Source organism: Pseudomonas sp. MF5691, assembly GCF_016405645.1.
Lineage (GTDB): Bacteria > Pseudomonadota > Gammaproteobacteria > Pseudomonadales > Pseudomonadaceae > Aquipseudomonas > Aquipseudomonas shahriarae.
This window is the reverse complement of the sequence record NZ_JAEKDC010000001.1, coordinates 226,649-250,124: the sequence shown is the minus strand read 5'-3', so window position 1 is coordinate 250,124 and position 23,476 is coordinate 226,649. Positions and strand designations below refer to the sequence as shown.

Genomic DNA, 23,476 nt, shown 5'->3' with positions numbered 1-23,476 from the left:
ATAATGCGCGCCGTAAAAATCATATCCAGCTCAGCGAGGCCGTCCGACGTGTTGAAGAAAACCCTGTTCCAGTTGCACTGGTTTTTCGGCATTACCGCCGGGCTGGTGTTGGCATTGATGGGGATTACCGGGGCCGCGTACTCGTTCCAGGATGAAATCCTGCGGGCGCTCAACCCCACGGTACTGACCGTGCAAAAACAACCCGCCGGGGTGCTGCCGCCCGCTGAACTGGTACGCAAACTCGAAGCCACCGAAGGCAAGGCCGTGTCCATGCTGTGGGTAGAAAGCGAAAGCGGCAACGCTGCCCGCGTGTTCTTCACCCCGCCACCGGGCGAGCGCCGGGGGCAGATGCGCTACTTCGACCCGTACACCGGCGACTACCTGGGCGACGCCGTCGGCCAGGACTTTTTCGCCCTGATGCTGCAACTGCACCGCTTCCTCGCCATGGGTGACACCGGCCGGCAAATCACCGGCGCCTGTACGCTGATTCTGATTTTCTTCTGCCTTTCCGGCCTGTACCTGCGCTGGCCGCGCCAGGTGGCGAGCTGGCGTGCCTGGCTGACCCTGGACTGGCGCAAGAAAGGCCGCAGCTTCAACTGGGACCTGCACTCGGTGTTCGGCACCTGGTGCCTGCTGTTCTATCTGTTGGCCGCGCTTACCGGGCTGTCCTGGTCCTACGAGTGGTACAACAAAGGCCTGACCCGGCTGCTGTCCGATGCACCGCAGAACGAGCGGGTGCGCAATCGCGGCCCGGCGCCTGCGGGCCCGGCGCCCATCGCCAATTACGAGGCGATCTGGAGCAGCATCTACAGCACTGCCGGCCCGGGCTTGAGCACCTACAACATCCGTATGCCACCTGTCGCCGGGCAGCCGGCCACGGTCTACTACCTGTTGCAGAGCTCGCCCCATGACCGCGCGCTGAACCAGATCAACCTCGACCCGGCCACAGGCGTCGTCAAAAGCGTCGAGCGCTATGGCGACAAAAGCCTCAAGGCGCAGCTGCTGACCAGCATCTATGCCCTGCATGTGGGCAGCTATTTCGGCCTGGTGGGGCGGATCATTCTTACCGTCACTGCGCTGTGCATGCCGCTGTTCTTTATTACCGGCTGGTTGCTGTACCTGGACCGCCGCCGCAAAAAGCGCCAGGTGCGCGATGCCCGTAAAGGCCTGGGCGAGAACCACAGCGATGCACCGGCCTGGCTGATCGGTTTCGCCAGCCAGAGCGGGTTTGCCGAGCAACTGGCCTGGCAGACCGCCGGCCAGTTGCAGGCCGCCGGGTTGCCGGTGAAGGTCCAGCCCTTGGGCAGCGTCAGCGAAGAGGACTTGCGCCAGTCGGAACACGCACTGTTTGTGGTCAGTACCTTCGGCGATGGCGAAGCACCGGACAGCGCGCGCGGCTTCGAACGCAGCGTGCTGGGGCGCGACCTTTCCCTCCAGGGCCTGAACTACTCGGTGCTGGCCCTGGGCGATCGCCAATACCAGCACTTCTGCGGCTTTGCCCGGCGCCTGCACTTCTGGCTGACCCACCAGGGCGGCAACGCGTTGTTCGACCCGGTCGAAGTCGACAGCGGCGACCAGGAGGCCCTGCTGCACTGGCAACACCAACTGGGGCAGATCACCGGCCATGCACCGGCCGCCTGGGCCAGCGCCCACTATGAAAGCTGGACCCTGAGCCGGCGTACCCTGCTCAACCCAGACAGCAGCGGCACGGGTGTCTACCTGTTGGGCCTCAACCCGCCCGCCCCGCGCGACTGGCTGGCCGGCGACCTGGTGGAAATCCTGCCACGCCATTGCCCGTGGGCCGTCGAGCATTTCCTCGATGGCCTGGGCATCGCCGGCACGGACGAAGTGCTTGTCGATGGCCTGGCGCGGCCCCTGGAACAGGTGCTGGCCAGCCGCCAATTGCCGGACAACCGCTCCCATCTGGTCGGCCTGCACGCCCAGGCGCTGGTGGAGGCACTGGTGCCAGTGGGCATGCGCGAATACTCCATCGCCTCGATTGCCAGCGACGGCGTGCTGGAGCTGATCGTGCGCCAGGAACGCCACCCTGACGGCAGCCTGGGCCTGGGGTCGGGCTGGCTGACCGAGCACGCGCCGCTGGGTGCCGCGATCAGCCTGCGGTTGCGGCGCAACAGCGGCTTCCATCTGCCAACGGAGCCTGTGCCAATGATTCTGCTGGGCAACGGCACTGGCCTGGCCGGCTTGCGCAGCCTGCTCAAGGCGCGCATCGCCGATGGCCAGCAGCGCAACTGGTTGCTGTTCGGCGAACGCAACATCGCCCATGACTACCACTGCCAGAACGAGCTGCAAGGCTGGTTGGCCAGTGGCGACCTGGCGTTGCTGGACCTGGCGTTTTCGCGGGATCAAGACGAGAAAATCTACGTCCAGGACCGCCTGCGCGAATCCGCCGATGTACTGCGTAAATGGCTGGCCGAGGGCGCAGCGATTTATGTCTGCGGGAGTTTGCAGGGCATGGCGGCCGGGGTGGATCAGGTGTTGGTGGATGTTCTGGGAAGCGAGGCGGTGCAACGCCTTATCGAACAGGGCCGCTACCGCCGGGATGTCTACTGACCTACAGCCATCAAAATGTGGGAGCACTCCAAATCAAGAAGACTGGGAGCCCACAAACGGCGGGATGTCTACGATCTCTGGACATGCACACATCCAAATGTGGGAGCGGGCTTGCCCGCGATGGCGGTCTGTCAGTAACCGATTGGCTGGCTGATCTATCGCAATCGCGGGCAAGCCCGCTCCCACAGGTTTGGGCGCATTTCAGGTCAGGTGGGTTGGAGTTTTTGTTCGAATACCGACACGCCATCCAGGTCGCGCAACGTGACCGTCAGCTCCGCCGTTTGCCCATCAATCTGCACCTCGCCAAAAAACTGGAACCCGGCAAACGGCGACGTGTTTTGCGCCGGTGGGGCTTTTTCAAACACCACCTGCGGGCCAAAGGTTTTATCCAGCGGATTGGGCCCGAAGCTCCCTGCATTCAAGGGCCCCGCGACAAACTCCCAGAACGGCTCGAAATCCTGGAACGCCGCCCGGTCCGGGTGGTAGTGGTGCGCCGCGCAGTAGTGCACATCGGCGGTCAGCCACACATGGTTGCGCACCTGTTGCGCGCGCAGAAAACCGAGTAACTCGGCAATTTCCAGCTCACGGCCCTGGGCCGCGCCAGGGTCGCCGTTGGCCACCGCTTCCCAGCGCGGCACACCGGGGCTGACTTCGCCGTCGGGCACGCCGAGGCCGATAGGCATGTCGGCGGCAATCACCTTCCACTGCGCCTTCGATGCCTTGAGTCCGCCCTTGAGCCAGTCCAATTGCGCCCGCCCCAGAAACGGCTTGGCAGCGCCCAGGTTGTCATCGTTGGCCTCACGATAGCTGCGCATGTCGAGTACAAACACATCGAGCAACGGCCCGTAGCTGAGCTTGCGGTAGATGCGCCCGCCCTGGTCGGCGCCCTGCAAGCGCATCGGCGCGTATTCCAGCCAGGCCTGGCGTGCGCGGCCCACCAGGGTGGTGATGTCCTTGGTCTGGTAACGCTCGTCCAGTTGCTTGCCAGGCGACCAGTTGTTGACCACTTCGTGATCGTCCCATTGCCAGATCTGCGGCACCTGGGCATTGAAGCGGCGCACGTTTTCGTCCATCAGGTTGTAGCGATAGTTACCACGGTATTCATCCAGGGTTTCGGCGACTTTGCTCTTGGCCTCGGTGGTGAGGTTGCGCCAGATACGCCCGCTTTCGGTGGTCAGTTGCGCCGGCACCGGGCCGTCGGCGTAGATGGTGTCGCCGCTGTGGATAAAAAAATCCGGCAGGCGCAGACGCATGGCTTCGTAGATGCGCATGCCGCCGATGTCCGGGTTGATGCCGAAGCCCTGGCCGACGGTGTCGCCGCTCCACACAAAGCGGATATCGCGGCGCTGTTGCGGCACGCTGCGCAAGTGGCCGAACCAGGGCTCGCTGGCCACGCCGGTCTGCGCGTCCTCAAATTGCACACGGTAGAAAATCGCCTGGTCGGCGGGCAGCCCGGTCAACTCGACGCGGGCGGTGAAGTCGCTGCGGCTGTCGGCCAAAGGCGAGATGAATCGGCGCGGGTTGCTGAACAGGCTGCGGGTATCCCACTCGACCACCATCCGTGCAGGGCGGTCGCAGCGGCTCCAGATCATGGCGCGGTCGCCCAGCAAGTCGCCGGACTGCACGCCATCGGTCAACTGCGGCCGGTCCTTGACCGACGCGATCACCGCCGGTGCCAGCCCCGGCAACAGCAGGCCGGCGCCGACACCCTGAATCACCCGGCGACGGCCGGGGTTGAAGTGGCTCATGGCTTTCCCTCTGCACAGCAAAAGGAAAACTAAAGCATGGGCGGATGAAGCACAGATGACAGGCGCCGACACCTACATTCAGGCGACGGCCTCGGGGCGCTTGATCACGGCATACACCAAGCCGGTGAGCACGCTGCCAGCGACGATCGCCAACAGGTACAACAGCGCATGGTTGATGGTGTTCGGGATCAGCATCACAAACAGCCCGCCGTGGGGTGCCATCAGCTTGCAGCCGAAGTACATCGACAAGGCACCGGTCAATGCGCCGCCGGCGATGCTGGCCGGGATCACCCGTAGCGGGTCCTTGGCGGCAAACGGGATGGCGCCTTCGGAGATAAAGCACATGCCCAGGATCAACGCGGCCTTGCCGGCCTCGCGCTCGGTCTGGGCGAACTTGCGCCGGGCCAGGAACGTGGCGATTGCCATGCCAATCGGCGGCACCATGCCCGCGGCCATGGTGGCGGCCATCGGTGCGCCGCTCTGGGAGGCCAGCAGGCCGACGGAGAACGCGTAGGCCGCCTTGTTGATCGGCCCGCCAAGGTCGGCGCACATCATCCCGCCCAGCAGGATGCCCAGCAGCACCGCATTGGTGGTGCCCATGGTGCTGAGGAAGTCCGTCAGGCCCACTAGCATCTGCGCCACCGGCGGGCCGATCAGGTAGATCATCGCCAGGCCGGTGATCAGGCTCGCCAGCAACGGGATGATCAGGATCGGCTTGAGCGACTCCAGGCTCTGCGGCAATGGCACCGCGCGGGTAATCAGCTTGACGCTGTAGCCGGCGAGGAACCCGGCAAAGATCCCGCCGATAAAACCTGCGCCCAGGGTGCTGGCCAACAGGCCGCCGATCATCCCCGGCGCGAGGCCCGGACGGTCGGCAATCGAATAGGCGATGTAGCCGGCGAGCAGCGGCACCATCAGGGTGAAGGCATGGTCGCCGACCGCTTTGAGGGCCGCCGCCAGGGTGCCGGGCTCTTCGTAGGCGTGAATACCGAAGACGAAGGACAGGGCAATCAACAAGCCCCCGGCCACGACCATCGGCAACATGAATGACACGCCGGTCAGCAGGTGTTTGTAGACCCCGGTTTTCTCTGGTTTGGCCGTCGTACCGCTGGCGGCGCTTTCCTGCTGGCCTTCGGCCAGGGCTTTATCGAGGATCGCGGCGGACTGCTTGAGCGCAATGCCAGTGCCACAGCGGTAGATTTTCTTGCCGGCAAAGCGCTCGGTGGCCACTTCGATATCGGCGGCCAGCAGCACCACGTCGGCGTCGCGAATGGCTTGCTCGCTCAGGGGCGTACGTGCGCCTACCGAGCCCTGGGTTTCTACCTGCAGGTCGTAACCCTTGGCCTTGGCGGCCTGCTGCAACGCTTCGGCGGCCATAAAGGTGTGGGCCACGCCGGTGGGGCAGGCGGTGATGGCGACAATGCGCGGCACGTTTTTTACCGTCGGCACTGTGGTGCTGGCAACGTACAACTGGGCCTCTTGCGCGCCCCGTTGCAGCACCGCTTCAACGTCCTGTAACGCCTGGGCCGGAGTGCTCTGGTACACGCGCTTGCCGACAAAGCGCTGCATGTCCACGGGCGTACTGGCGACCAGCAACACCCATTCGGCCGCGTCGAGGGTGGCCTGGGAAAGGGCGCGCTCGGGGTGGTTCACGTCCACCACTTCCACGCTGGTGCTCCAGCCCTGGCGTTGTGCGGCGGCGTCCAGCAAGCGGGCGCACAGCACACTGGTGACCATGCCGTTGGGGCAGGCGGTAACAATGGCTAACTTCATGACAAACCCTCTTATTGTTCTGTCAGCGGGCGTACTTGCACGCCGCTTTCGAGGCGCGCCAGGTGCGCGTCATCGCTGATGCCGAAACCGATCTGTGTGACGGCCATGGCGGCGATGGCCGTGGCCCGCGCCAGGGTCGTATGTGCGCTGTCCTGTACCAGCAGACCGTGGAGCATGCCGGCCAGCAACGAGTCACCCGCGCCCACCGTACTGGCGACGGTGACGCGGGGCGGCGTGGCATGGAACGCGCCGTTTGCAGTGAACCAATTGACCCCCTCGGCACCCTGGGACACCACCACATGCTCCACACCTTGCGCATGCAGGCGCTTGGCCGCCTGGGCCTGTTGAGCAGGCGTGTCGGCTGGGCAATCCAGCGCATCGGCCAGTTCTTCGGTGTTGGGCTTGATCAACCAGGGAGCGGCCTGCAACCCGGCACGCAAAGCCTCGCCGCTGGTGTCCAGGGCGACTTTGAGACCCAGGGTTTTCAGGTGCTGCAACAAGGCGTACAGCCACTGCGGGCTGACCCCACGGGGCAGACTGCCAGCGACCACCACCACATCATGGCCGGGGGCAATCCGCGTCAACTGCTCAAGCATCGCCTCTTGCGCCTGCGCGCTGACCTGTGGCCCCGGGGCGTTGATATCGGTCACCCGGCCGTCGTGCTCAGCGATTTTAATATTGCTGCGGGTTTCCCCCGGCACACGAATAAACGCATCGACAAAACCCCGACGGGCAATCAACGCGTCGAACGCCTGGGGATTGTCTGCCCCCAGGAATCCGCCAACCGTCACTTGATGGCCAAGGTCCGCCAACACCTGGGCGACATTCACGCCCTTGCCCGCCGCATGGGTCAGCATGGCCTGGCTACGATTGACCGCCCCTGGCTCCAGGCGCGCCAGTTGTACGGTCAGGTCCAACGCCGGGTTCAGCGTCAGGCTTAGAATCCTTGCCATTTACACAGCCTCCACAAGGGCGCGCACTTGCGCGGGAGAGCCCACGGCCAAGGCGTTTTGTGCGAGAGTCTGGGCCTCGCTCAGGGTGAATTCACGGACACGGGCCTTGACCTCGGGAATGCTGCGGGCCGACACGCTCAACTCGTCGACGCCAAGGCCGACCAGCACCGGCACGGCCAGCGGGTCGGCCGCCAGCTCACCGCACACCCCGACCCATTTGCCATGGGCATGGGCGGCGCGCACGGTGATGTCGATCAGTTGCAGCACCGCCGGGTGCAGCCCGTCAGCCTGGGCCGACAGGGTGGGATGCCCACGGTCGATGGCCAGGGTGTACTGGGTCAGGTCATTGGTGCCAATGCTGAAAAAGTCCACTTCCTTGGCCAGTACTGGCGCCAGCAAGGCCGCCGAAGGCACTTCGATCATGATCCCCAGTTGCAGGTCCGCTACCGGGATCTGCTCGCGCAGGCGCTCGGTCATGTCCCGGGCCTGGCGCCACTCATCGACGCTGCCGACCATGGGAAACATGATGCGCAGCGGGCGACCGTCCGCCGAACGCAACAGCGCACGCAGTTGGGTTTCCATGATCTGCGGGCGTTGCAGGGTCAGGCGGATGCCGCGCACACCCAGGAACGGGTTTTCTTCTTTGGCAATCGGCCAGTAAGGCAGGGGTTTATCACCGCCCACATCCAGGGTGCGCACCACCAGCGGTCGCCCAGCCAGGCCGTCGAGCACCCGGCGGTATTCGGCTTCCTGGGTGGCTTCGTCCGGGGCCTGGGAATGGGCCATGAAAATCAGTTCGGTACGCAGCAGGCCAATGCCTTCGGCGCCCTGCTCGACCGCCGCCGCCACTCCTGCGCTTTCGCCGATATTGGCGAACACTTCCACGGCATGCCCATCACGGGTCATGGCCGGTTCATGGCGCTGGGCGGCGGCGGCCTGCAGGCGTTGTTCGCGGGTGTCGCGCTCCTGCGTGGCGCGCTGCAAGGTGCCGGCATCGGCATCCACATGCAGGCGCCCACGCTGGCCGTCGAGCAACAGTGGCGTGCCCGAGGCCAGCAGCAAGACCGCCGGCCCCGCGCCAACCAATGCGGGAATCCCCAGGGCGCGGGCGACGATGGCACTGTGTGCGGTGGCACCACCGCGTGCGGTGAGGATCCCCGCCACGCGCGTCGGGTCGAGGCGCGCCACATCCGACGGGCCGACCTCATCCATCACCAGAATGTAAGGTTCGTCGGGCTCCTGCGGGGTGTCGATGCCACACAGTTGCGCCAGCACCCGCCGGCCGATATCCCGAAGGTCGGCGGCGCGTTCGGCGAGCAACGCGTCCTGCAAGGACTCCTGCTGTTTGGCGGCCGCTTCGATCACGCTCATCCACGCCGCTTCGGCGCTTTCGCCTTGCTTGAGGCGGGTGTCGACTTCGTCGGTCAGTTCCGGGTCGTCGAGCATTTCCTGGTGGGTGATGAAAATCTCGCGGATCGCCTTGGACGTGCTGCGCTCGATCAAGCCCTGGATATCGTGGCGCACATCACGCAGCGCAGCGGATAGGCGCTCGCGCTCGGCGCTGGCCGACTCGCCCCGCAGTGGATAATCGAAAGGCTGCAACACTTGGATATGGGCCGGACCGATGGCGATCCCCGGTGCCGCAGGGATTGCCTGAATCAGGCTGCCGGAGAGTGGCGCACTGAGCGGTGGTTCGGCCTCGATGACTTCAACCCGTGCGCTGACGGCCGGCAGCGGCTCGACGTCTTCACCAAGCCCCGCTTGCACAGCCGCCAACAACGCCGGCAGCGCATCGTCGGCAATCGCCGGCTCGGCGACAAACTCCAGCACCTGACCACGGCGGGCGCCGAGGCTGAGCAGCTTACTCAAGCTCTTGACCGACACTGCGCCGCCCTGCCCGTCGACGATTCGCACGCGGATCTCGCCGTCGAAGCCCTTCGCCAGTTGCGCCAGTGCCTTGGCCGGCCGCGCATGCAGGCCGTGGGCATTGGCCAGGGCAATGCGTGCGCTGGGCCAATCGGCGGGCAGTTCGCCACCCAGTACTTCGAGGACCGCCCGGCTGCTGGTGGCACGCCCCAGTTCCTGGCCGCGCCCTTCAATCAGCAAGGCGCACAGGCGCTCAAGCAGGGCCTGGTGGGCCTCACCGAGGCTGGCCAGGCAGAACAGGCCGCTCAATGGCTGGCCCAAGTAGCGCATGGGTTTGTCCGGGGTGACAAAGGCCAGGCCCGGGCGCTTGACCGTTTGTTCACTGTGCAGCCACCACAGGCCATCACCCAGGGGTAATGCATCGACTTGCTGCAACACGGCAGCAAAGCCATTGCTCACGCAATCGGCCTGGCGCAACAGGCGCGCGCCGCGCCACACCAGTTCTTCAAAATCGTCGGCGGACACGCCCAGGCCGATCATCTGTGCATCCAGCGCCAGTTCCTGGGGCGCACCCTGCAGCAGTTTGAGCAAGGCGTCGGCCGAGGTGGCGCGGCACAGCGCCTGGCCCAGGTCGGTTTCACCGAGGGCGCGGGTCAGCAGTTGCAGCAGGCGCAGGTGTTCATCGGATTTGGCCGCGATGCCAATCGCCAGGTAGACGATCTGGCCATCGCCCCAATCCACGCCTTGGGGAAATTGCAGCAGGCGCACGCCGGTGGCGAATACCTGGTCGCGGGTTTCGGGAGTGCCGTGGGGGATCGCAATACCTTGGCCAAGGAAGGTCGAGCCTTGCGCTTCACGGGCTTGCAGGCCGCTCAGGTAACCCTCGGCGACCAGGCCATCGGCCACCAGTTTTTCGGCGAGCAGTTGCAAGGCAGCAGACTTATCCACAGCCACCTGGCCCATGGATATCTGCTCTACGGTGAGCTCAAGCATGCCTTTCTCCTAGTTAGTGCGGGGTGCGCACTAGGTATTGTTTTGATTAAACCGTGCAAAAATAACTGACTGAGTGGTCAATTGGCAGTAGGCGCTCAGCAGCGATCATCGTAAAAATACGCCTGCTGAAACGTTTAATCTAGATTTTATGGCAGATTACTGGGTAATTCTGCATCCTTGAAGCACCGCTCGGCGCTTGAGTTGCGACAATGGTCGCGTGCAGGAATCGGTTACGATTGGACAAAATGTCGGGGCAAGCTCTAAAAAACAAGGAAATCCCGGTTTGAAACTCAGTGATATTGCACGCTTAGCCGGTGTGTCCGTGACCACCGCCAGCTACGTCATCAATGGCAAGGCCGCACAGCAACGGATCAGCACCGCCACCGTGGAACGGGTGCGGGCGGTGGTCGAGGAGCACGGCTTTACCCCCAACCCCCAGGCCGCCGGCTTGCGCAGCCGGCACACGCGTACCTTGGGTTTTATCCTGCCGGACCTGGAAAACCCCAGTTATGCACGGATCGCCAAGCTGTTGGAACAAGGCGCACGGGCCCGTGGCTATCAGTTGCTGATCGCCAGTTCCGATGACGATGCCGACAGCGAGCGCCAGTTGCTGCAACTGTTCCGCGCGCGGCGTTGCGATGCACTGTTCGTCGCCAGTTGCCTGCCCGCCAGCGATGACAGCTATCGCGAGCTGCAAGCCAAGGGCCTGCCGGTGATTGCCATCGACCGGGTGATGGACGCCGAGCAGTTCTGCTCGGTGGTCAGCGATGACCGCCAGGCCTGCCAGCAATTGACCAGCAGCCTGCTGCAACCCCTGCCCCGGCAGATCGTCCTGATCGGTGCCCGCCCCGAGCTGAGCATCAGCCAGGAGCGCGCGGCGGGTTTCCAGCAAGCGCTTGAAGACTTCAAAGGTGATGTGCTGGTCGAGCACGGCGAAGCCTTCAGCCGCGACTGCGGTCGCCAGTTGATGGAAGAACTCCTGCAACGCCTGGGGCATTTACCCGATGCATTGGTGACGACTTCCTACGTCCTGCTGCAAGGGGTGTTTGACGCGCTGCATGACTTCCCGCTCAAATCCCGGCCGCTGCGCCTGGGCACTTTTGGTGACACCCAGTTGCTGGACTTCCTGCCGCTGCCGGTCAACGCCATGGCCCAGCAGCACGCGCTGATCGCCGAGACGGCCCTGCGCCTGGCACTCGCGGCGATTGAAGAGCAACACTACCAGCCGGGTGTGCATGCCATTGGCCGGACCTTCAAGCAGCGGATTCACGAGATATAGACATGGAGCTGGTCGACAGCCACACCCACCTCGACTTCGAGGACTTCGACGCTGATCGCGACGAGGTGCTCAGGCACAGTCGCCAGCTCGGCGTGCGGCGCATGGTGGTGCTAGGGGTGTACCAGCGCAATTGGCAACGGCTATGGGACCTGGCACAACAGGACCCGGACCTGCACGGGGCCTTCGGCCTGCACCCGGTATACCTGGATGAGCATCGCCCCGCAGACCTGATCGAGTTGGGCGACTGGCTGACCCGCCTCAAGGGCCATCGCCAACTCTGCGCCGTGGGTGAAATCGGCCTGGACTACTTCCTGGCGCACCTGGACCGCGAACGCCAGCAATCCCTGTTTGAAGCCCAGTTGCAGTTGGCCGTGGACTTCCAGTTGCCGGCGCTGCTGCATGTGCGGCGCAGCCATGCGGCCGTTATCGCCACCCTCAAGCGCATTCGCCTGCCCCGGGGCGGGATCATCCATGCCTTCGCCGGCAGCCGCGAAGAAGCCCGCGAATACATCAAGCTGGGGTTCAAGCTGGGCCTGGGCGGCGCGCCAACCTGGCCTCAGGCCCTGCGCATGCACAAGGTCATCGCCCAACTGCCGCTGGAATCAGTGGTGTTGGAAACCGACTCGCCGGACATGGCGCCCGCCATGTACCCCGGCCAACGCAATAGCCCGCAACACCTGCCGGCCATCTGCAGCGCCCTGGCCGAACTGATGGGCATCAGCCCTTCAGCGCTGGCCAAAGCGAGCACCCGCAACGCCTGCGAAGTGTTCCACTGGCCCGTCGATGACGGGGTTGACCGCCTCTAGCGTCAGGGTCATGCGGTGCCGGTGGCGGGCGTGGCGCAGGGTCAGGAAGTGAATCAGGATCGCCACCAGCGACACATTCAATTGCCCGATCTTGCTGATCAAGCCGACCCACTCGACCACCAGGGCCACCAACAAGGCCACGCAGGTCAGCACCAGCATGCTCGGGCGCAGCAGGGCCAGGTTGTCCAGGGACTTCAACTGACGCAGTTGCCTGGGGCAATTGAGCAGCAGGACTTTGTGGCAATACGGGCAATCAAAGGGCTCGTTGAGTGCAATGGCATTGAGCTGCCAGGGCTTGAGCACAAAGGTGATATCGCAATGGGCGCAATGCCCTTTCACGCCTGGAGTTGTCGCGGTCATGGCCCTGCCTCCCGGAAGCGCTGGATGGGGTGAAACAAATTCTCACCCAATCCCAGCGCAAAAAAAGCTCACGCGGGAAAACAGGACATGCACCACATAGCAAAGGGATAAAGCCTACAACCAAGTCTTACACGCGGAAGGCACCGATCAGCTTTTTCAACTCAATCACCTGCAAGGACAATTGCCGGCTGGCCTCTTCGGTCTGGTGCGCGCCCTGGGCCGCATGCTCGCCAGCCCGATTGATCTCGACGATATTCTGGTCGATGTCGTGGGCCACCGCCGTCTGCTGCTCCACCGCCGCCGCGATTTGCTGGTTCTGATCGACGATCATGCCCACCGCACCGAGGATATTTTCCAGGGCCAACTGGACCTGTTCCGACTGCCCGACCGTGCCGCTGGCCATTTTATGGCTGCTGCCCATGGCCTTCACGGCCGCGCCGACGCCTTGGTGCAACTTGGCGATCATCTGCTCGATTTCTTCGGTGGAGTGCTGGGTGCGCCGGGCCAGGGTACGCACCTCATCGGCCACCACGGCAAACCCACGCCCCTGCTCCCCCGCCCGCGCCGCCTCGATGGCCGCGTTCAGGGCCAGCAGGTTGGTTTGTTCGGCGATGCTCTTGATCACTTCCAGCACGCTGCTGATGGATTGACTGTCGATGGCCAGTTGGTTGATCACCAGCACTGACTGGTCGATCTCCGATGCCAGTAGCGCGATGCTGCCCTGTTGGGATTGCACCAGGCCACGCCCGTTAAGGGTTTCATCGTTGACGCTATGGGCACTGCTGACAGCCGCCGCGGCACTGCGCGCCACTTCATGGGCAGTCGCCGACATCTGGTTCATGGCCGTCGCCACCTGCTCGATCTGGCTGCGCTGGCCCGACACCGCCTGATTGCTGCGCGCCGACACCGACTCCACTTGTCCGGCCTGATGCTCGACCTCCTGGACGGTCTGCCCTACCCGCTCGATCAGGTCGTGGATTTTCGCCACGGTGCCATTGAACACTTCGCCCAATTCACCCAGCTCATCGCGACTCTGGGACTTGAAGCTGACAGTCATGTCCCCGGCAGCGACCTTATCCATCATTGCCCCCAGGTGGCGCAGGGTGGTGCGGGTCGAGGCGTAGAAGCCGCCGTACAGATAGAAAATCAACAAGAACACCGCCGCCAGCGCTGTGACCAGCAGCACCATGTGCGTACGGTTCTGGGCCAGGCGCTGCTGCAGTTGCTGGTCTAGGAAGGACAGGGTCGCGTCGTCCAGTTGATAGGTCTTGGCCATCAAGGCCGTCACTTCGTCATAGAAGGTCTGCCACGGCGCCTCCAGGGTTTCGGCCATCACCACCTGCTCTTCAAACAGCTCGCTGCCCTGCTTGAGGCTGGCCTGGCTGGCTTGGGCCAAGGCATCCAGTGAACCATGGGCGGCCTTGCTGGAGCCCAGGGCGTCCTGCACTTTCAAACCGTATTCCGCCTGGAGTTTTTCCAGTTGCTGCAGCAGTTCGTCAAAACGCGTGCTGGACGATGAGTTGAGAAAGCCCTGGCCCAGGGAATATGCGCCCATGGCCCGGCCTTCGCCCAGGGTCTGGGTGACTTGCGGAGTGACGCTGGTAATCAGTTCGCTGAGTTGGCGCACGTCGCCCTGGACATCACGACTCAACCCCGACTGGCTGGCAATGATCTGGCTGAACATCTGCGCCTTGTTCAGCAACTTGCCGATCAAGGCACTTTTGCTCAGCAGTGAAGACTCGCTTTGCTGGGCCTTGAAGGCCGCAATCATCTCATCGCGCTTGCCCTCGAACACCGCGACCTGCTCGGGATCTGTCGTCATCGCCTGGAAACCTTGCAGACGCTCCAGTACGCGCTGCTCCAAAGCGCTGATTTGACTTTCGATATCCCCCGCCTTGCCCGCCTGCCCAAGGGTGGCGTTGATCTGCACCTGATTGTTCAGGGTTTCCAGGTCGCGCCGCAGGATCAGGCTGCTGCCCAACAGGTCCAGGCTCTGCAACTCAACCTGCGTGCCCTGGAACTCACGCCAGGAATCGCGGACCAGGTAATAGTTGGTCACCAGCATGGGCAGGAAAAACAACACACTGATCAGGCTGAACTTCATGCCGAAGCTCAGGCGATTCATCAGCGCGATGGCGGGATAGAGCAAGCTCTTCACAGATGAACTCCCTTTTCTTTTATTTTTATTGAAGGCGCAGGGCAGCGGCAGAAAGCCACTATTGGGCGCGCTGTCTGTATAGCTTAAATCGGCGGGAAGTTTTGTAACTTAAGGTTAACGCGATCGGCGGGGCCTGGCGGCCGACCGATTTTTGAAGCCATTACGGGCTCTTTGTGGGAGCGGGCTTGTGTGGGAGCGGTGTGTCAGTACCGGATTTTTTGACTGCTACACCGCATCGCGGGCAAGCCCGCTCCCACACAAGCCCGCTCCCACAAGAGGTGTTTTTCAGGGCAGGACGGTCCAGATCGCAAACCCGGCGTACCACAACACGGCCGCTCGCAGCAGCAGTTCCCACAACCGATCCAGGCTGTTGATCCCTTCGGCACCGACCACCGGCGCAGGAATTTCGCCGGCCACCAGGCCAACCTTTTCCACCAACTGCGCCGCACTGATATCCCAGTTCAACAGTTCATGCAGCATTACCCGGCTGACCGCGACAAAATTGCCGACCAAGGCAAAGCTCGCCGCCAGCAACCGCACCGGCAACCAGTCGAACGCATGGCGCAATTGCCCGGCGCGCTCGACCACCAGCGGGTTCTGCCCGTGTTCACTGGCCAGGGCCAACAGGCGGTAGGCCAGGGCCGCCACCGGGCCGAGGAGGAAGTACCAGAAAATCACCGCAAAAAAACTCTGATAGGCCTGCCACAGCAAATGGCCCTGGACCCGCTCCAGCAGTTGCTCGCCGCTGTCGGCGCCAATGCCCAGGTCACGTTCGGCAACGTGTTCAGCGGCTTGCAAGTCACCCCGGCGCCAGGCATCGCGAAACGGCCCCAACTGGCCCAGCAAATCGCCGCGGCCCAGGCTGTAGATCACCACCAACAGGTGCACCGGCAGCGCCAGCAAACCATAGGCCAGCGGCTCCAGGACCAGCAGTAACAGCCCCAGCAATGCCACCGGCAGCAACACCAGCAGCGCCAGGATCAGCCAGGGTTGTTTGCCCAGCCGCGCGCTCGACTCAAGCCGCGCCAGTTGGCGCAGCCAACGGCCATCACGCTGTACCCGCTGACGCAAGGCCGAGAACTTCTCGATCCACACTGCCAGCACCAACACCAGGAAACTCATTGTGCATGTCCTCCATCCTGCAAGGCGCCGCGAAAACGCGCCCAATCAAAAGCCGGTCCAGGATCGGTCTTGCGTCCTGGGGCGATGTCACTATGACCGCAAATGCGCTGGTGCGTGATGCCCGGGTAGGCGGCCAGCAATTGGCGACTCAGTTCGATCAGGGAATGGTACTGGGCGTCGGTAAAGGGTTGGTCGTCGGTCCCTTCAAGCTCGATCCCCAGGGAAAAGTCATTGCAGGTCTCGCGCCCCTCGAAACAGGAGACGCCAGCATGCCAGGCACGGTCCCGGCAGGAGACAAATTGCGTCACCGTACCATCACGCTCAATCAGAAAATGCGCGGATACCCGTAGGTCAGCGATGCCTGCAAAGTAGGGATGTTCCGTGACATCCAGACGATTCTGGAAAAACGCCTGCACTTTGCCCGTGGCGAACTGGGCCGGTGGCAAGCTGATGTTGTGCACCACCAACAGGGAAATCTCGCCGCCTGGGCGTTCATTGAAGTTGGGCGACGGGCAATGGGCAATGCCCTGGCACCAACCGCTGGCGGGGTCCAACTGCATACAGGTTCCTTGCGCACGACTTGGGAGCGCTCAGTATGCCGTGATCCGCAGGGTGGTTGCGATCACTTGGCGCGATTGAGTTGGCGCAAGCTGCCAATCACCGACGCCAGCGCGCGGTCGAACAGCAGTGCATCATCCAGGGTGCGGACCCCGCCACGCTTGAACTCCAGGGCCAGCTCCGTGCAGGTTTTTTCCAGGACCTTGAGGCCAGTGCGATTGACAAATATATAGCTGTTGGCCGGGGCAATGATCGCCGTCAGCTTGCAGCGCAGGGTGTTTTCCTCATCTTCACGGAACTCGACCCAACTGCCGATGCGCAATTGCCGGACCTTGAGCAGATCGGGATCGTCCTCTGCCAGCCTGACCGCCTCCACCGGCGGCGCAGCGCCTGAGTTTTCGCGCACTTCGATCAGCGTCACATTGGGAAGCGCCGCCCCCTGGAACGCCTGGGTATGCAGGGCCTGCAACTGGATAAAAAACTCACGGGTCACAAAGGAATCAAACGCCGCCTCGCTCAGCCCCTCACGCAGGGCCTTGAGCAACGCGGGCAATTGTTCCAGCAGGCGGCGGCCGGCTTCGGTGTCTTCACTCAGGCCGACACTCCAGATCAATTCGTCCATGACCCGCAGCCGCGCCTGCCACTGCGGCGAGGGTTGCTCGTGCTTGAGGCATTCGAGCAACAACACCTGGCTCCAGGCCTGCTGCAGGAACAGCACCACGAAGTGCGGCAAGACCTTGCCCCGCAACCGTTGATTCACCGCATCGGCGACCCGCTGCCGCGCCTGTTCGGTGCGGGCGCGCCCTTCTTCGGCGTCGCGGGTACGCTGTTCGAGCAGCTCACTGCGGCGGCGCTCGTCCTGGGTAAACGCGGTGAACTCCTGCAGAAGTACGGCGAAAATCGCCGGGTCATCGACAAAGTCGTTCAACAGGCGCTGCACCACCTGCTCGATGCGCAAATAAAGACTGTCACGCTGATAGTCATCACGCTTGCCCCAGCCCAAGGCGGCCGTGCCGATTTCATTGAGCAGGCGCCGCGCCGGGTGGCTGCCACGGCTGAAAAAACTCTTGTCCAGCACGGCCACTTTCAACATGGGAATCTGCAGGCGCGCAATCAACGCCTTGAGGGAGTCGGGCAAGGTACGGTCGTCGAGAATGAACTCGAACAACATGGCGATCAGGTTGATCACGTCCTCGTCGGCATCCTCCACCACCCGCGACTTGCCACTCTTGACGCTGACCCGGGTCAGCAGTTCTTCCAACTGGCGGCGCAGGTCAAAATCGTCCTCGACCGCAGGGTCTGGCACATATTGCTGCAAGTGGGAGAGCAGACGCAGCAGGTCGCGGGTGGAAATAGGCTGGGCCTGGGCGCTGGCCTCCAAGGTCGGGGCGACGCTGCCGCGCACTGTCAGCAACAGTTCCTGCAGGGCCGCGAACACTTGTTGCTCACCCTCATCGGCCTGGGCGTCGGCAGCCGGAGCTACCTCCGCCGGCGGGCGGACCCGGCTGGCACGTTCGCCGGGACGTCGTGAGGGTACGGCCTTGAGCTCGGGCAGCACACCCGTGGCCACCAGTAACTGATTGGCCTCGCCGTACAGCAGGTCGGCATCGCTGAGCACGTATTTTTCAAACAGTTTCAAAATGATCAGCTTGACCCGGATCTCCACCCCCAGGCTGCGCCCGGCCCGCAGGAAGTACTCGCAGAGCATCGCCGGGCCCAGGGGGTTTTCCCGATCGTCGAGGTGCTTGCCCAGCAGCGCACCGAGGCGGGCGGTCAGTTGCCCCAGGGCCAGGCCGTCACGGTGCATGACCTTGTCGAGCATGGCCTCCAGGGCCACGGCTTTTTCCAGGTCATCGGCGCACGCGCCGGGCGCTGCTTCGTAGGAGACCGTCGGCAGCAGCAACTCGCCTTGCCCGGCCTGCCCCAGGTTGGCAAATGCGTCGAAGAGCTGTTCCATGAACATGCGCTCGAAGTTCTTGCGCTTGAGGCGCAGGTCGCGCATGGCTTCAAAAAAAATATTGTGGTCGGCGCTGCTGCGGGCTTTGTCGGCCATCTCGAACAGAGTGTCGTCGGCGTTATCGAACAACTCCTGCAGCCCCCGGTCGAGTTGCTGCGTGGCCTTGTCACGCACCTGCAGCACAATCACAGGCAGGCGGGCGAGCGGCGACGGCATCGCTTGTGCGGCGATCCTGTTGATCGGCACCACCTTTGCGTCATTGTGCATGCTGGCCTCCTGGAGCGACGGGGTTCGGTTTTGTGAACGATCGCCACAACCACCGATGGAATACCGGCGGCTACCACGATTATTTGTAGATCACCGAGACGTCAAAGCTATGACGCCAATTGCAAGGCGCGAGATTATCTTGCAAATAGACCCTGTAGCGCCAGCAAACTCTGTACGGGCTTTGTAATCAGCCAGGTTATGCCGGCATACCTTGGGTTCGGCGCTGCCATGCCCCTATAATCGAGGCACTTTGTATGTGGAGCCCGCTATGCCGAATCTACGCCTCGCCGACCTCACCGCCGAAATCGAAGCCAACGTGCGCCGCGCACTGCTGGAAGATATCGGCAGCGGCGATATCACCGCGCAACTGATCCCGGCCGAACGCCTGGCCAAGGCCACGATCATCACCCGTGATGCTGCGGTTATCAGTGGCACCGCCTGGGTCGATGCCGTGTTCCGCCAGTTGGACCCACGGGTTGCCGTGCATTGGCAGGTACGCGACGGTGAACGCGTCAGCCCCAACCAGGCGCTGTTCCACCTCGAAGGTCCTGCCCGCTCATTGCTGACCGGCGAACGCAGCGCGCTGAATTTCCTGCAACTGTTGTCAGGCGTGGCCACCCGCGCGCAGTACCTGGCGGACTTTGTCGCCACCACCCAGGTCAAGCTGCTGGACACCCGCAAGACTCTGCCGGGGCTGCGCCTGGCGCAAAAGTATGCGGTGACCTGCGGCGGTTGCCACAATCACCGCATCGGTCTGTATGACGCGTTCCTGATCAAGGAAAACCATATCGCCGCCTGCGGGGGGATTGCACAGGCCATTACTGCCGCCCACAAGATCGCCCCGGGCAAGCCGGTGGAAGTCGAAGTGGAAAGCCTGGAAGAGTTACGCGAGGCCCTGGCGGCAGGTGCCGACATCATCATGCTGGATGAGTTGAGCCTGGACGACATGCGCGAAGCCGTGCGCCTGAACGGCGGCAAGGCCAAGCTGGAAGCCAGTGGCGGGATCAACGAAAGCACTTTGCTGCCCATTGCCGAGACCGGCGTGGACTACATCTCTATCGGCGCGATGACCAAGGATGTGAAGGCGGTGGATCTGTCGATGCGGCTCAGTATCTGAGTCGCTGCAAACTTCAAGCTGCAAGGGCGCGTGGCGACACTTGCAGCTTGAAACCTGCCGTAGCTTCTAAACCACCAGATTGTTCATCTCGCAATACTCTTCCCACTCGACACCCAGCACCTCGGCCGCCTCTTTGTGCAGGGCCAGGCGCGCAGCTTCGAATTCTTCCGCTGTGCAGGTGTACTTGAGGGTCAGTTCCCAAGGCTGGAAGCCCTGGCTCTCGGCCTCGTCCTCGAATGCCCACTGGATCTGGTCGCGCTGATCATCAGCGCTCAGGTCCTTGATCTCTTCCTTAAGCTGCGCCGACTCCTCGAGGTATTTCTTGAGGGCTTCTGCGTGCCGCACTTCCTGGGTCATTTCTGTCGTGGTCATGTCGTTCTCTTAGATCGAAGGAATGGGGATGCATCTGGGTCATCAAGGTTGCGCAGATACAAAAGAACGGGCACGAATACCGGTTCGTCTGGCCTTCAGAACCATTCTGGGATCATCTGAAAACTGTGGTGCCTTTTTGCCCGAGACAGGAATCGAACCTGCGACCTTCGCGTTACGAGTGCGCTGCTCTACCAACTGAGCTACACGGGCGGTGGGCTAAAGCTAGCACTGCAATGGGCGCCCGGCAACTTACCGAATGTGCGGCGCAATGACTCCCTGGACCCAGAAGCGCGGCTGCAGAAGTCTTTTGGTGATAGTGATGTAGTGCTGGCTGCGTTCCGTCGCGCCTGGCAGGTCGCGGTACACGACAAATACCAGCAACGCCACCGACAGCACAGCCGACACCTGCCAGGCCCCGCGCAACAGCGGCATCGGCTCGACAACCGGCGTGCGCCACGGATGCAATGCCATCAACCAACCCACCACTAGCGCCAACCACAGTTGCGAATAGGGCATCACGATAATCCCGTCGACCATCGCCTGCACCGTCGCGCCCAGCAGCGCGGCGAATAGACACAGGCGCAGCAGGTCTTGCGGTGCACCTGACGGCCCTTGCCGATGAATGACCCTCAGTGTGGCCCAGCCGCCGCGCAGCGCCAGCAACGCGACGCACAGGGCCGAGGGCACACCCCACTCACTGGCCCACTGCAGGATTGCCTGGTGCGGATGGGCAGCAATCGGGTTGGGGATATCGGCAAAGTGCATCGGCCCGAAACCGAGCCACGGCCGTTCGCGGATCATGTCCCAGGCTTGCCACCAGATCACTTCACGACCCGAAAGGCTGGTGGTAAGGCGGTCATTGGAAAGACTGGCAATTTCCAGCCCCAGGTAAGGCGCCAACACCGTGAACAACAACCCGTATAAAACCAGCCCGCCACACAGCGCAGCCAGCTGCCAGGTCAACCAGCGACGCCCCGCCGCCCCCAGAAAAGCCAGGACCAGTGCCGCAACGCCGAAGCCCAGCCAGGTGCCACGGGTGCCGCCACTGATTGCAATCAACCACCATGCACACAACAGGGCGAACACCAGCCCACGCGCCAACCGCGAGGTGCCCGTGAGCAGCAGCGGCAACGCCAGCAAGGGCAAGGTAAACGTCTGGAACTGGCCGTAGAAGCGCTTGTTGGAGAACCCGGAAAGCAGCAGGTCGGTGTCCAGTGTCGGTTCGCCACTGGTAAACGCCAGGACGCCCGCGTACCCATATTGCAGGCTCTTGATCAGGCACAGCAGCAACACAAACAGGATCAGTACCTGATCCAGGGTTTGATCGCCATTGCGTCGCAAGCGGGCAAAAGCTGCGGCAATCACCCCGCAGGTGATCATCAGCGCCCACTCGGTCAGCGCCCAGAGAGGCTGGTGGGCCAACAACGAAGAGATCAGGCCCAGGCCGAACACCAGCCCCAGGCCGATAGCGGTGGGTCTGTCGACCAGGCGCCCGGCGGGAGTCGCCAGGCCATAGAGCAACGCACACACCGCCACGCCGACCTGCAGCACACGCTGCCAGTCATGACCACTGAAGGACAGGGTGATGCCCAGCAGCAAAAGGCTCAGCGCCATCACCAAAAACACGCTTCCTCGCTGTTGCACGGATAACGTCATGGGCACCCCTTACTTCCCTGTGAAGTGCCTGGGAGCCCGTCACGCCAGGCCCCCATCACTGATTTAGGTGGCCCGGGCTCAGTTGCCAGCCGTGCAACCCTTTGCAACGTACTGCTCGTCAGCGTTGGTGGTGCACTTCCAACCGTCACTGGCACTGCGCGCCAGGGTAATGAGCCTGCCCTGGACAGGCGCAGGCGCATCGAGGATCTCACAGGCAATCGAACCCGTCCCCGCAGCCACATCGCCCGCCACGCTGATCACGCAATTGGCGGTCGGGCTGGTGCCGCCGATCAGCGCCAGCGTGGGTGCCGTGCCCTGGTTGAAGGTGTCTTCGAAGCCCGCCTTCAACGCCGAGACTTCCGCCAACCCCGCAGTGAACTTGGCCTTGGCCTGGTGCTTGGTATACATGGGCAGGCCAATCGTGGCCAAGATGCCGATGATCGCCACGACGATCAACAGCTCGATCAAAGTAAAGCCGTTCTGACGCATCACATTCACTCTCCAGAATAAAACCCATCGCAAGGCACCTCCTGCGCCCTGCCCTCAACAACCGCGCCAGTGTACTCATCCGCGCCGGGCCAGGCCCTCACAAGACGCACAATCTGACATTTTTCCCTTGCCCAATCGCCTGACGGACACACAGCCCCGACTAAGCTGTAAATCGTCACCTGTCGATGAGCCGTAGCACCCCATGAATGATGTCACCGTAAACCCGGCCCCCACCGCCACCTACGCCTGGGAAGGCACCCTGCGCAATGGCCGCAAGGTGTCCGGCGAAACCCGCGGGCATAGCCCGGCCGTGATCAAGGCCCAATTGCGCCGGCAAGGGATCAATCCGGTTCGGGTCCAGATGCGCTCCAGCCTCCTGTCTGGCCTGCGCAACCCCATCACCCCAGCCGATGTTGCGCTGTTCACCCGCCAACTGGCGACCCTGCTGAAGGCGGGAATCCCCCTGCTGCAAGCCTTCGACATGATCGGCGAAGGCTTTGAAAACCGGGCCATGCGCACAATGGTCCAGGGATTGAAGCAGGAGATTGCCGCCGGCAACAGCCTGACCGGCGCGTTATTGAAACAACCGCAGTGCTTCAACGCCCTGTATTGCAGCCTGATCGCGGCCGGCGAACAGGCCGGCACCCTGGAAACCCTGCTGGAGCGGGTCGCCACCCACCTGGAAAAAAGCCAACGCCTCAAGGCCCGGATCAAGAAAGCCATGACCTATCCACTGGTGGTCCTGCTCGTGGCCACCCTGGTCAGCAGTATCTTGCTGATCCACGTCGTGCCCCAGTTCGAAAGCCTGTTCGCCGGCATCGACACGCCGCTGCCGCGCTTTACCCTGCTGGTTATTGTGCTGTCCGAATTCATGCAAAGCGCGTGGTGGATGCTGTTGCTGGCCGTGGCGGCGACTACTTGGGGCATACGTCGCAGCTATCGTCGACACAGTGGTTTTCGTCTGTGGCTGGACGCTGGTTTGTTGAAAGTGCCATTGGCAGGCACACTGCTGAAAAAAACCGCTGTCGCCCGCTACGCTCGCACCCTCGCCACCACCTTTGCCGCCGGCGTACCGCTGGCACAGGCGTTGGATTCAGTGGCGGGAGCCGCCGGCAACGAACGCTTCAAACAAGCAGTCACGCGTATGCGCCAGGACGTAGCAATAGGAATGCAATTGAATCGAACTATGACCGCCAGCGGCCTGTTCCCTGGCATGGCGATCCAGATGACAGCCATCGGCGAAGAATCGGGCGCACTGGACAGCATGCTGGAGAAGGTCGCCGACCATTATGAAACGGACGTCGACAACCTGGTGGACAACCTGACCAGCCTGATGGAACCGCTGATCATGGTGGTGCTCGGCAGCATTGTCGGGGCGCTGGTGATCGCCATGTACCTGCCGATCTTCCAGCTCGGCACGGCGTTTTGAAC

General features: G+C 62.9%; 17 protein-coding genes and 1 tRNA gene. 5 read left to right on the top strand and 13 right to left on the bottom strand.

Annotated features, from left to right (window positions below):
• Positions 1-48 precede the first annotated feature (48 nt).
• Positions 49-2,571: a sulfite reductase flavoprotein subunit alpha gene (locus JFT44_RS01205; RefSeq protein WP_198830292.1), complete on the top strand. Its 2,523-nt coding sequence runs from the start codon at positions 49-51 to the stop codon at positions 2,569-2,571.
• 206 nt (positions 2,572-2,777) lie between these two features.
• Here JFT44_RS01205 and JFT44_RS01200 read toward each other — a convergent pair whose 3' ends face one another.
• The 4 genes from JFT44_RS01200 to ptsP form a co-directional block, all read right to left on the bottom strand.
• Complete coding sequence (locus JFT44_RS01200; RefSeq protein WP_057958414.1) at positions 2,778-4,319, bottom strand: alkaline phosphatase; 1,542 nt, start codon at positions 4,317-4,319, stop codon at positions 2,778-2,780.
• 78 nt (positions 4,320-4,397) lie between these two features.
• Positions 4,398-6,092, bottom strand: coding sequence for a PTS fructose-like transporter subunit IIB (locus tag JFT44_RS01195; RefSeq protein WP_057958413.1), 1,695 nt, complete (start codon positions 6,090-6,092; stop codon positions 4,398-4,400).
• Positions 6,093-6,103: 11 nt separating this feature from the next.
• Positions 6,104-7,045, bottom strand: a complete 942-nt coding sequence (pfkB, locus tag JFT44_RS01190; RefSeq protein WP_057958412.1) for a 1-phosphofructokinase — start codon at positions 7,043-7,045, stop codon at positions 6,104-6,106.
• Positions 7,046-9,904, bottom strand: coding sequence for a phosphoenolpyruvate--protein phosphotransferase (ptsP, locus tag JFT44_RS01185; RefSeq protein WP_169959779.1), 2,859 nt, complete (start codon positions 9,902-9,904; stop codon positions 7,046-7,048).
• Positions 9,905-10,187: 283 nt separating this feature from the next.
• Between ptsP and cra the strand changes: the two genes are divergently transcribed.
• Positions 10,188-11,183 (top strand): catabolite repressor/activator, encoded by a 996-nt coding sequence (gene cra / locus JFT44_RS01180; RefSeq protein WP_120734161.1) that lies wholly within the window; start codon positions 10,188-10,190, stop codon positions 11,181-11,183.
• A 2-nt stretch (positions 11,184-11,185) separates the two neighbouring features.
• Positions 11,186-11,989, top strand: a complete 804-nt coding sequence (locus JFT44_RS01175) for a TatD family hydrolase (protein ID WP_057958409.1) — start codon at positions 11,186-11,188, stop codon at positions 11,987-11,989.
• Here JFT44_RS01175 and JFT44_RS01170 read toward each other — a convergent pair.
• From JFT44_RS01170 to JFT44_RS01150, 5 genes are all read right to left on the bottom strand, one after another.
• Entirely contained in the window at positions 11,909-12,349 is a 441-nt protein-coding gene (locus tag JFT44_RS01170; RefSeq protein WP_057958408.1) for a hypothetical protein, read from the bottom strand. The two genes, JFT44_RS01175 and JFT44_RS01170, sit on opposite strands and share 81 nt — an antisense overlap.
• Before the next feature lie 127 nt (positions 12,350-12,476).
• Positions 12,477-13,181, bottom strand: a complete 705-nt coding sequence (locus JFT44_RS29015; protein WP_374066962.1) for a methyl-accepting chemotaxis protein — start codon at positions 13,179-13,181, stop codon at positions 12,477-12,479.
• A 1,611-nt stretch (positions 13,182-14,792) separates the two neighbouring features.
• Positions 14,793-15,629 carry a regulatory signaling modulator protein AmpE gene (ampE, locus tag JFT44_RS01160; protein ID WP_198830291.1) on the bottom strand — a complete coding sequence of 279 codons (837 nt, stop codon included), beginning with the start codon at positions 15,627-15,629 and terminating at the stop codon, positions 14,793-14,795.
• The gene (gene ampD / locus JFT44_RS01155) at positions 15,626-16,189 is read right to left on the bottom strand and encodes a 1,6-anhydro-N-acetylmuramyl-L-alanine amidase AmpD (protein ID WP_128592790.1); all 564 of its coding nucleotides are present in this window, start codon (positions 16,187-16,189) and stop codon (positions 15,626-15,628) included. The genes ampE and ampD overlap by 4 nt, the downstream gene beginning before the upstream one ends.
• Positions 16,190-16,251: 62 nt before the next feature.
• Positions 16,252-18,411: a DUF1631 domain-containing protein gene (locus tag JFT44_RS01150; protein ID WP_198830290.1), complete on the bottom strand. Its 2,160-nt coding sequence runs from the start codon at positions 18,409-18,411 to the stop codon at positions 16,252-16,254.
• 268 nt (positions 18,412-18,679) lie between these two features.
• Between JFT44_RS01150 and nadC the strand changes: the two genes are divergently transcribed.
• On the top strand, positions 18,680-19,528 hold the full coding sequence (gene nadC / locus JFT44_RS01145) for a carboxylating nicotinate-nucleotide diphosphorylase (protein ID WP_057958406.1): 849 nt from the start codon (positions 18,680-18,682) through the stop codon (positions 19,526-19,528).
• A gap of 66 nt (positions 19,529-19,594) precedes the next feature.
• Here the strand turns inward: nadC and JFT44_RS01140 are convergent, their stop codons facing one another.
• The 4 genes from JFT44_RS01140 to JFT44_RS01125 form a co-directional block, all read right to left on the bottom strand.
• Complete coding sequence (locus JFT44_RS01140) at positions 19,595-19,900, bottom strand: DUF6388 family protein (RefSeq protein WP_057444407.1); 306 nt, start codon at positions 19,898-19,900, stop codon at positions 19,595-19,597.
• Positions 19,901-20,037: 137 nt separating this feature from the next.
• Positions 20,038-20,110 (bottom strand) — tRNA-Thr (locus JFT44_RS01135).
• A gap of 39 nt (positions 20,111-20,149) precedes the next feature.
• Entirely contained in the window at positions 20,150-21,556 is a 1,407-nt protein-coding gene (locus JFT44_RS01130; RefSeq protein ID WP_198830289.1) for an O-antigen ligase, read from the bottom strand.
• A gap of 78 nt (positions 21,557-21,634) precedes the next feature.
• Positions 21,635-22,045 (bottom strand): pilin, encoded by a 411-nt coding sequence (locus JFT44_RS01125; protein WP_198830327.1) that lies wholly within the window; start codon positions 22,043-22,045, stop codon positions 21,635-21,637.
• Positions 22,046-22,247: 202 nt separating this feature from the next.
• Here JFT44_RS01125 and JFT44_RS01120 point away from each other — a divergent pair, with 202 nt between their 5' ends.
• Complete coding sequence (locus JFT44_RS01120; RefSeq protein WP_057958403.1) at positions 22,248-23,474, top strand: type II secretion system F family protein; 1,227 nt, start codon at positions 22,248-22,250, stop codon at positions 23,472-23,474.
• Positions 23,475-23,476: the final 2 nt, after the last annotated feature.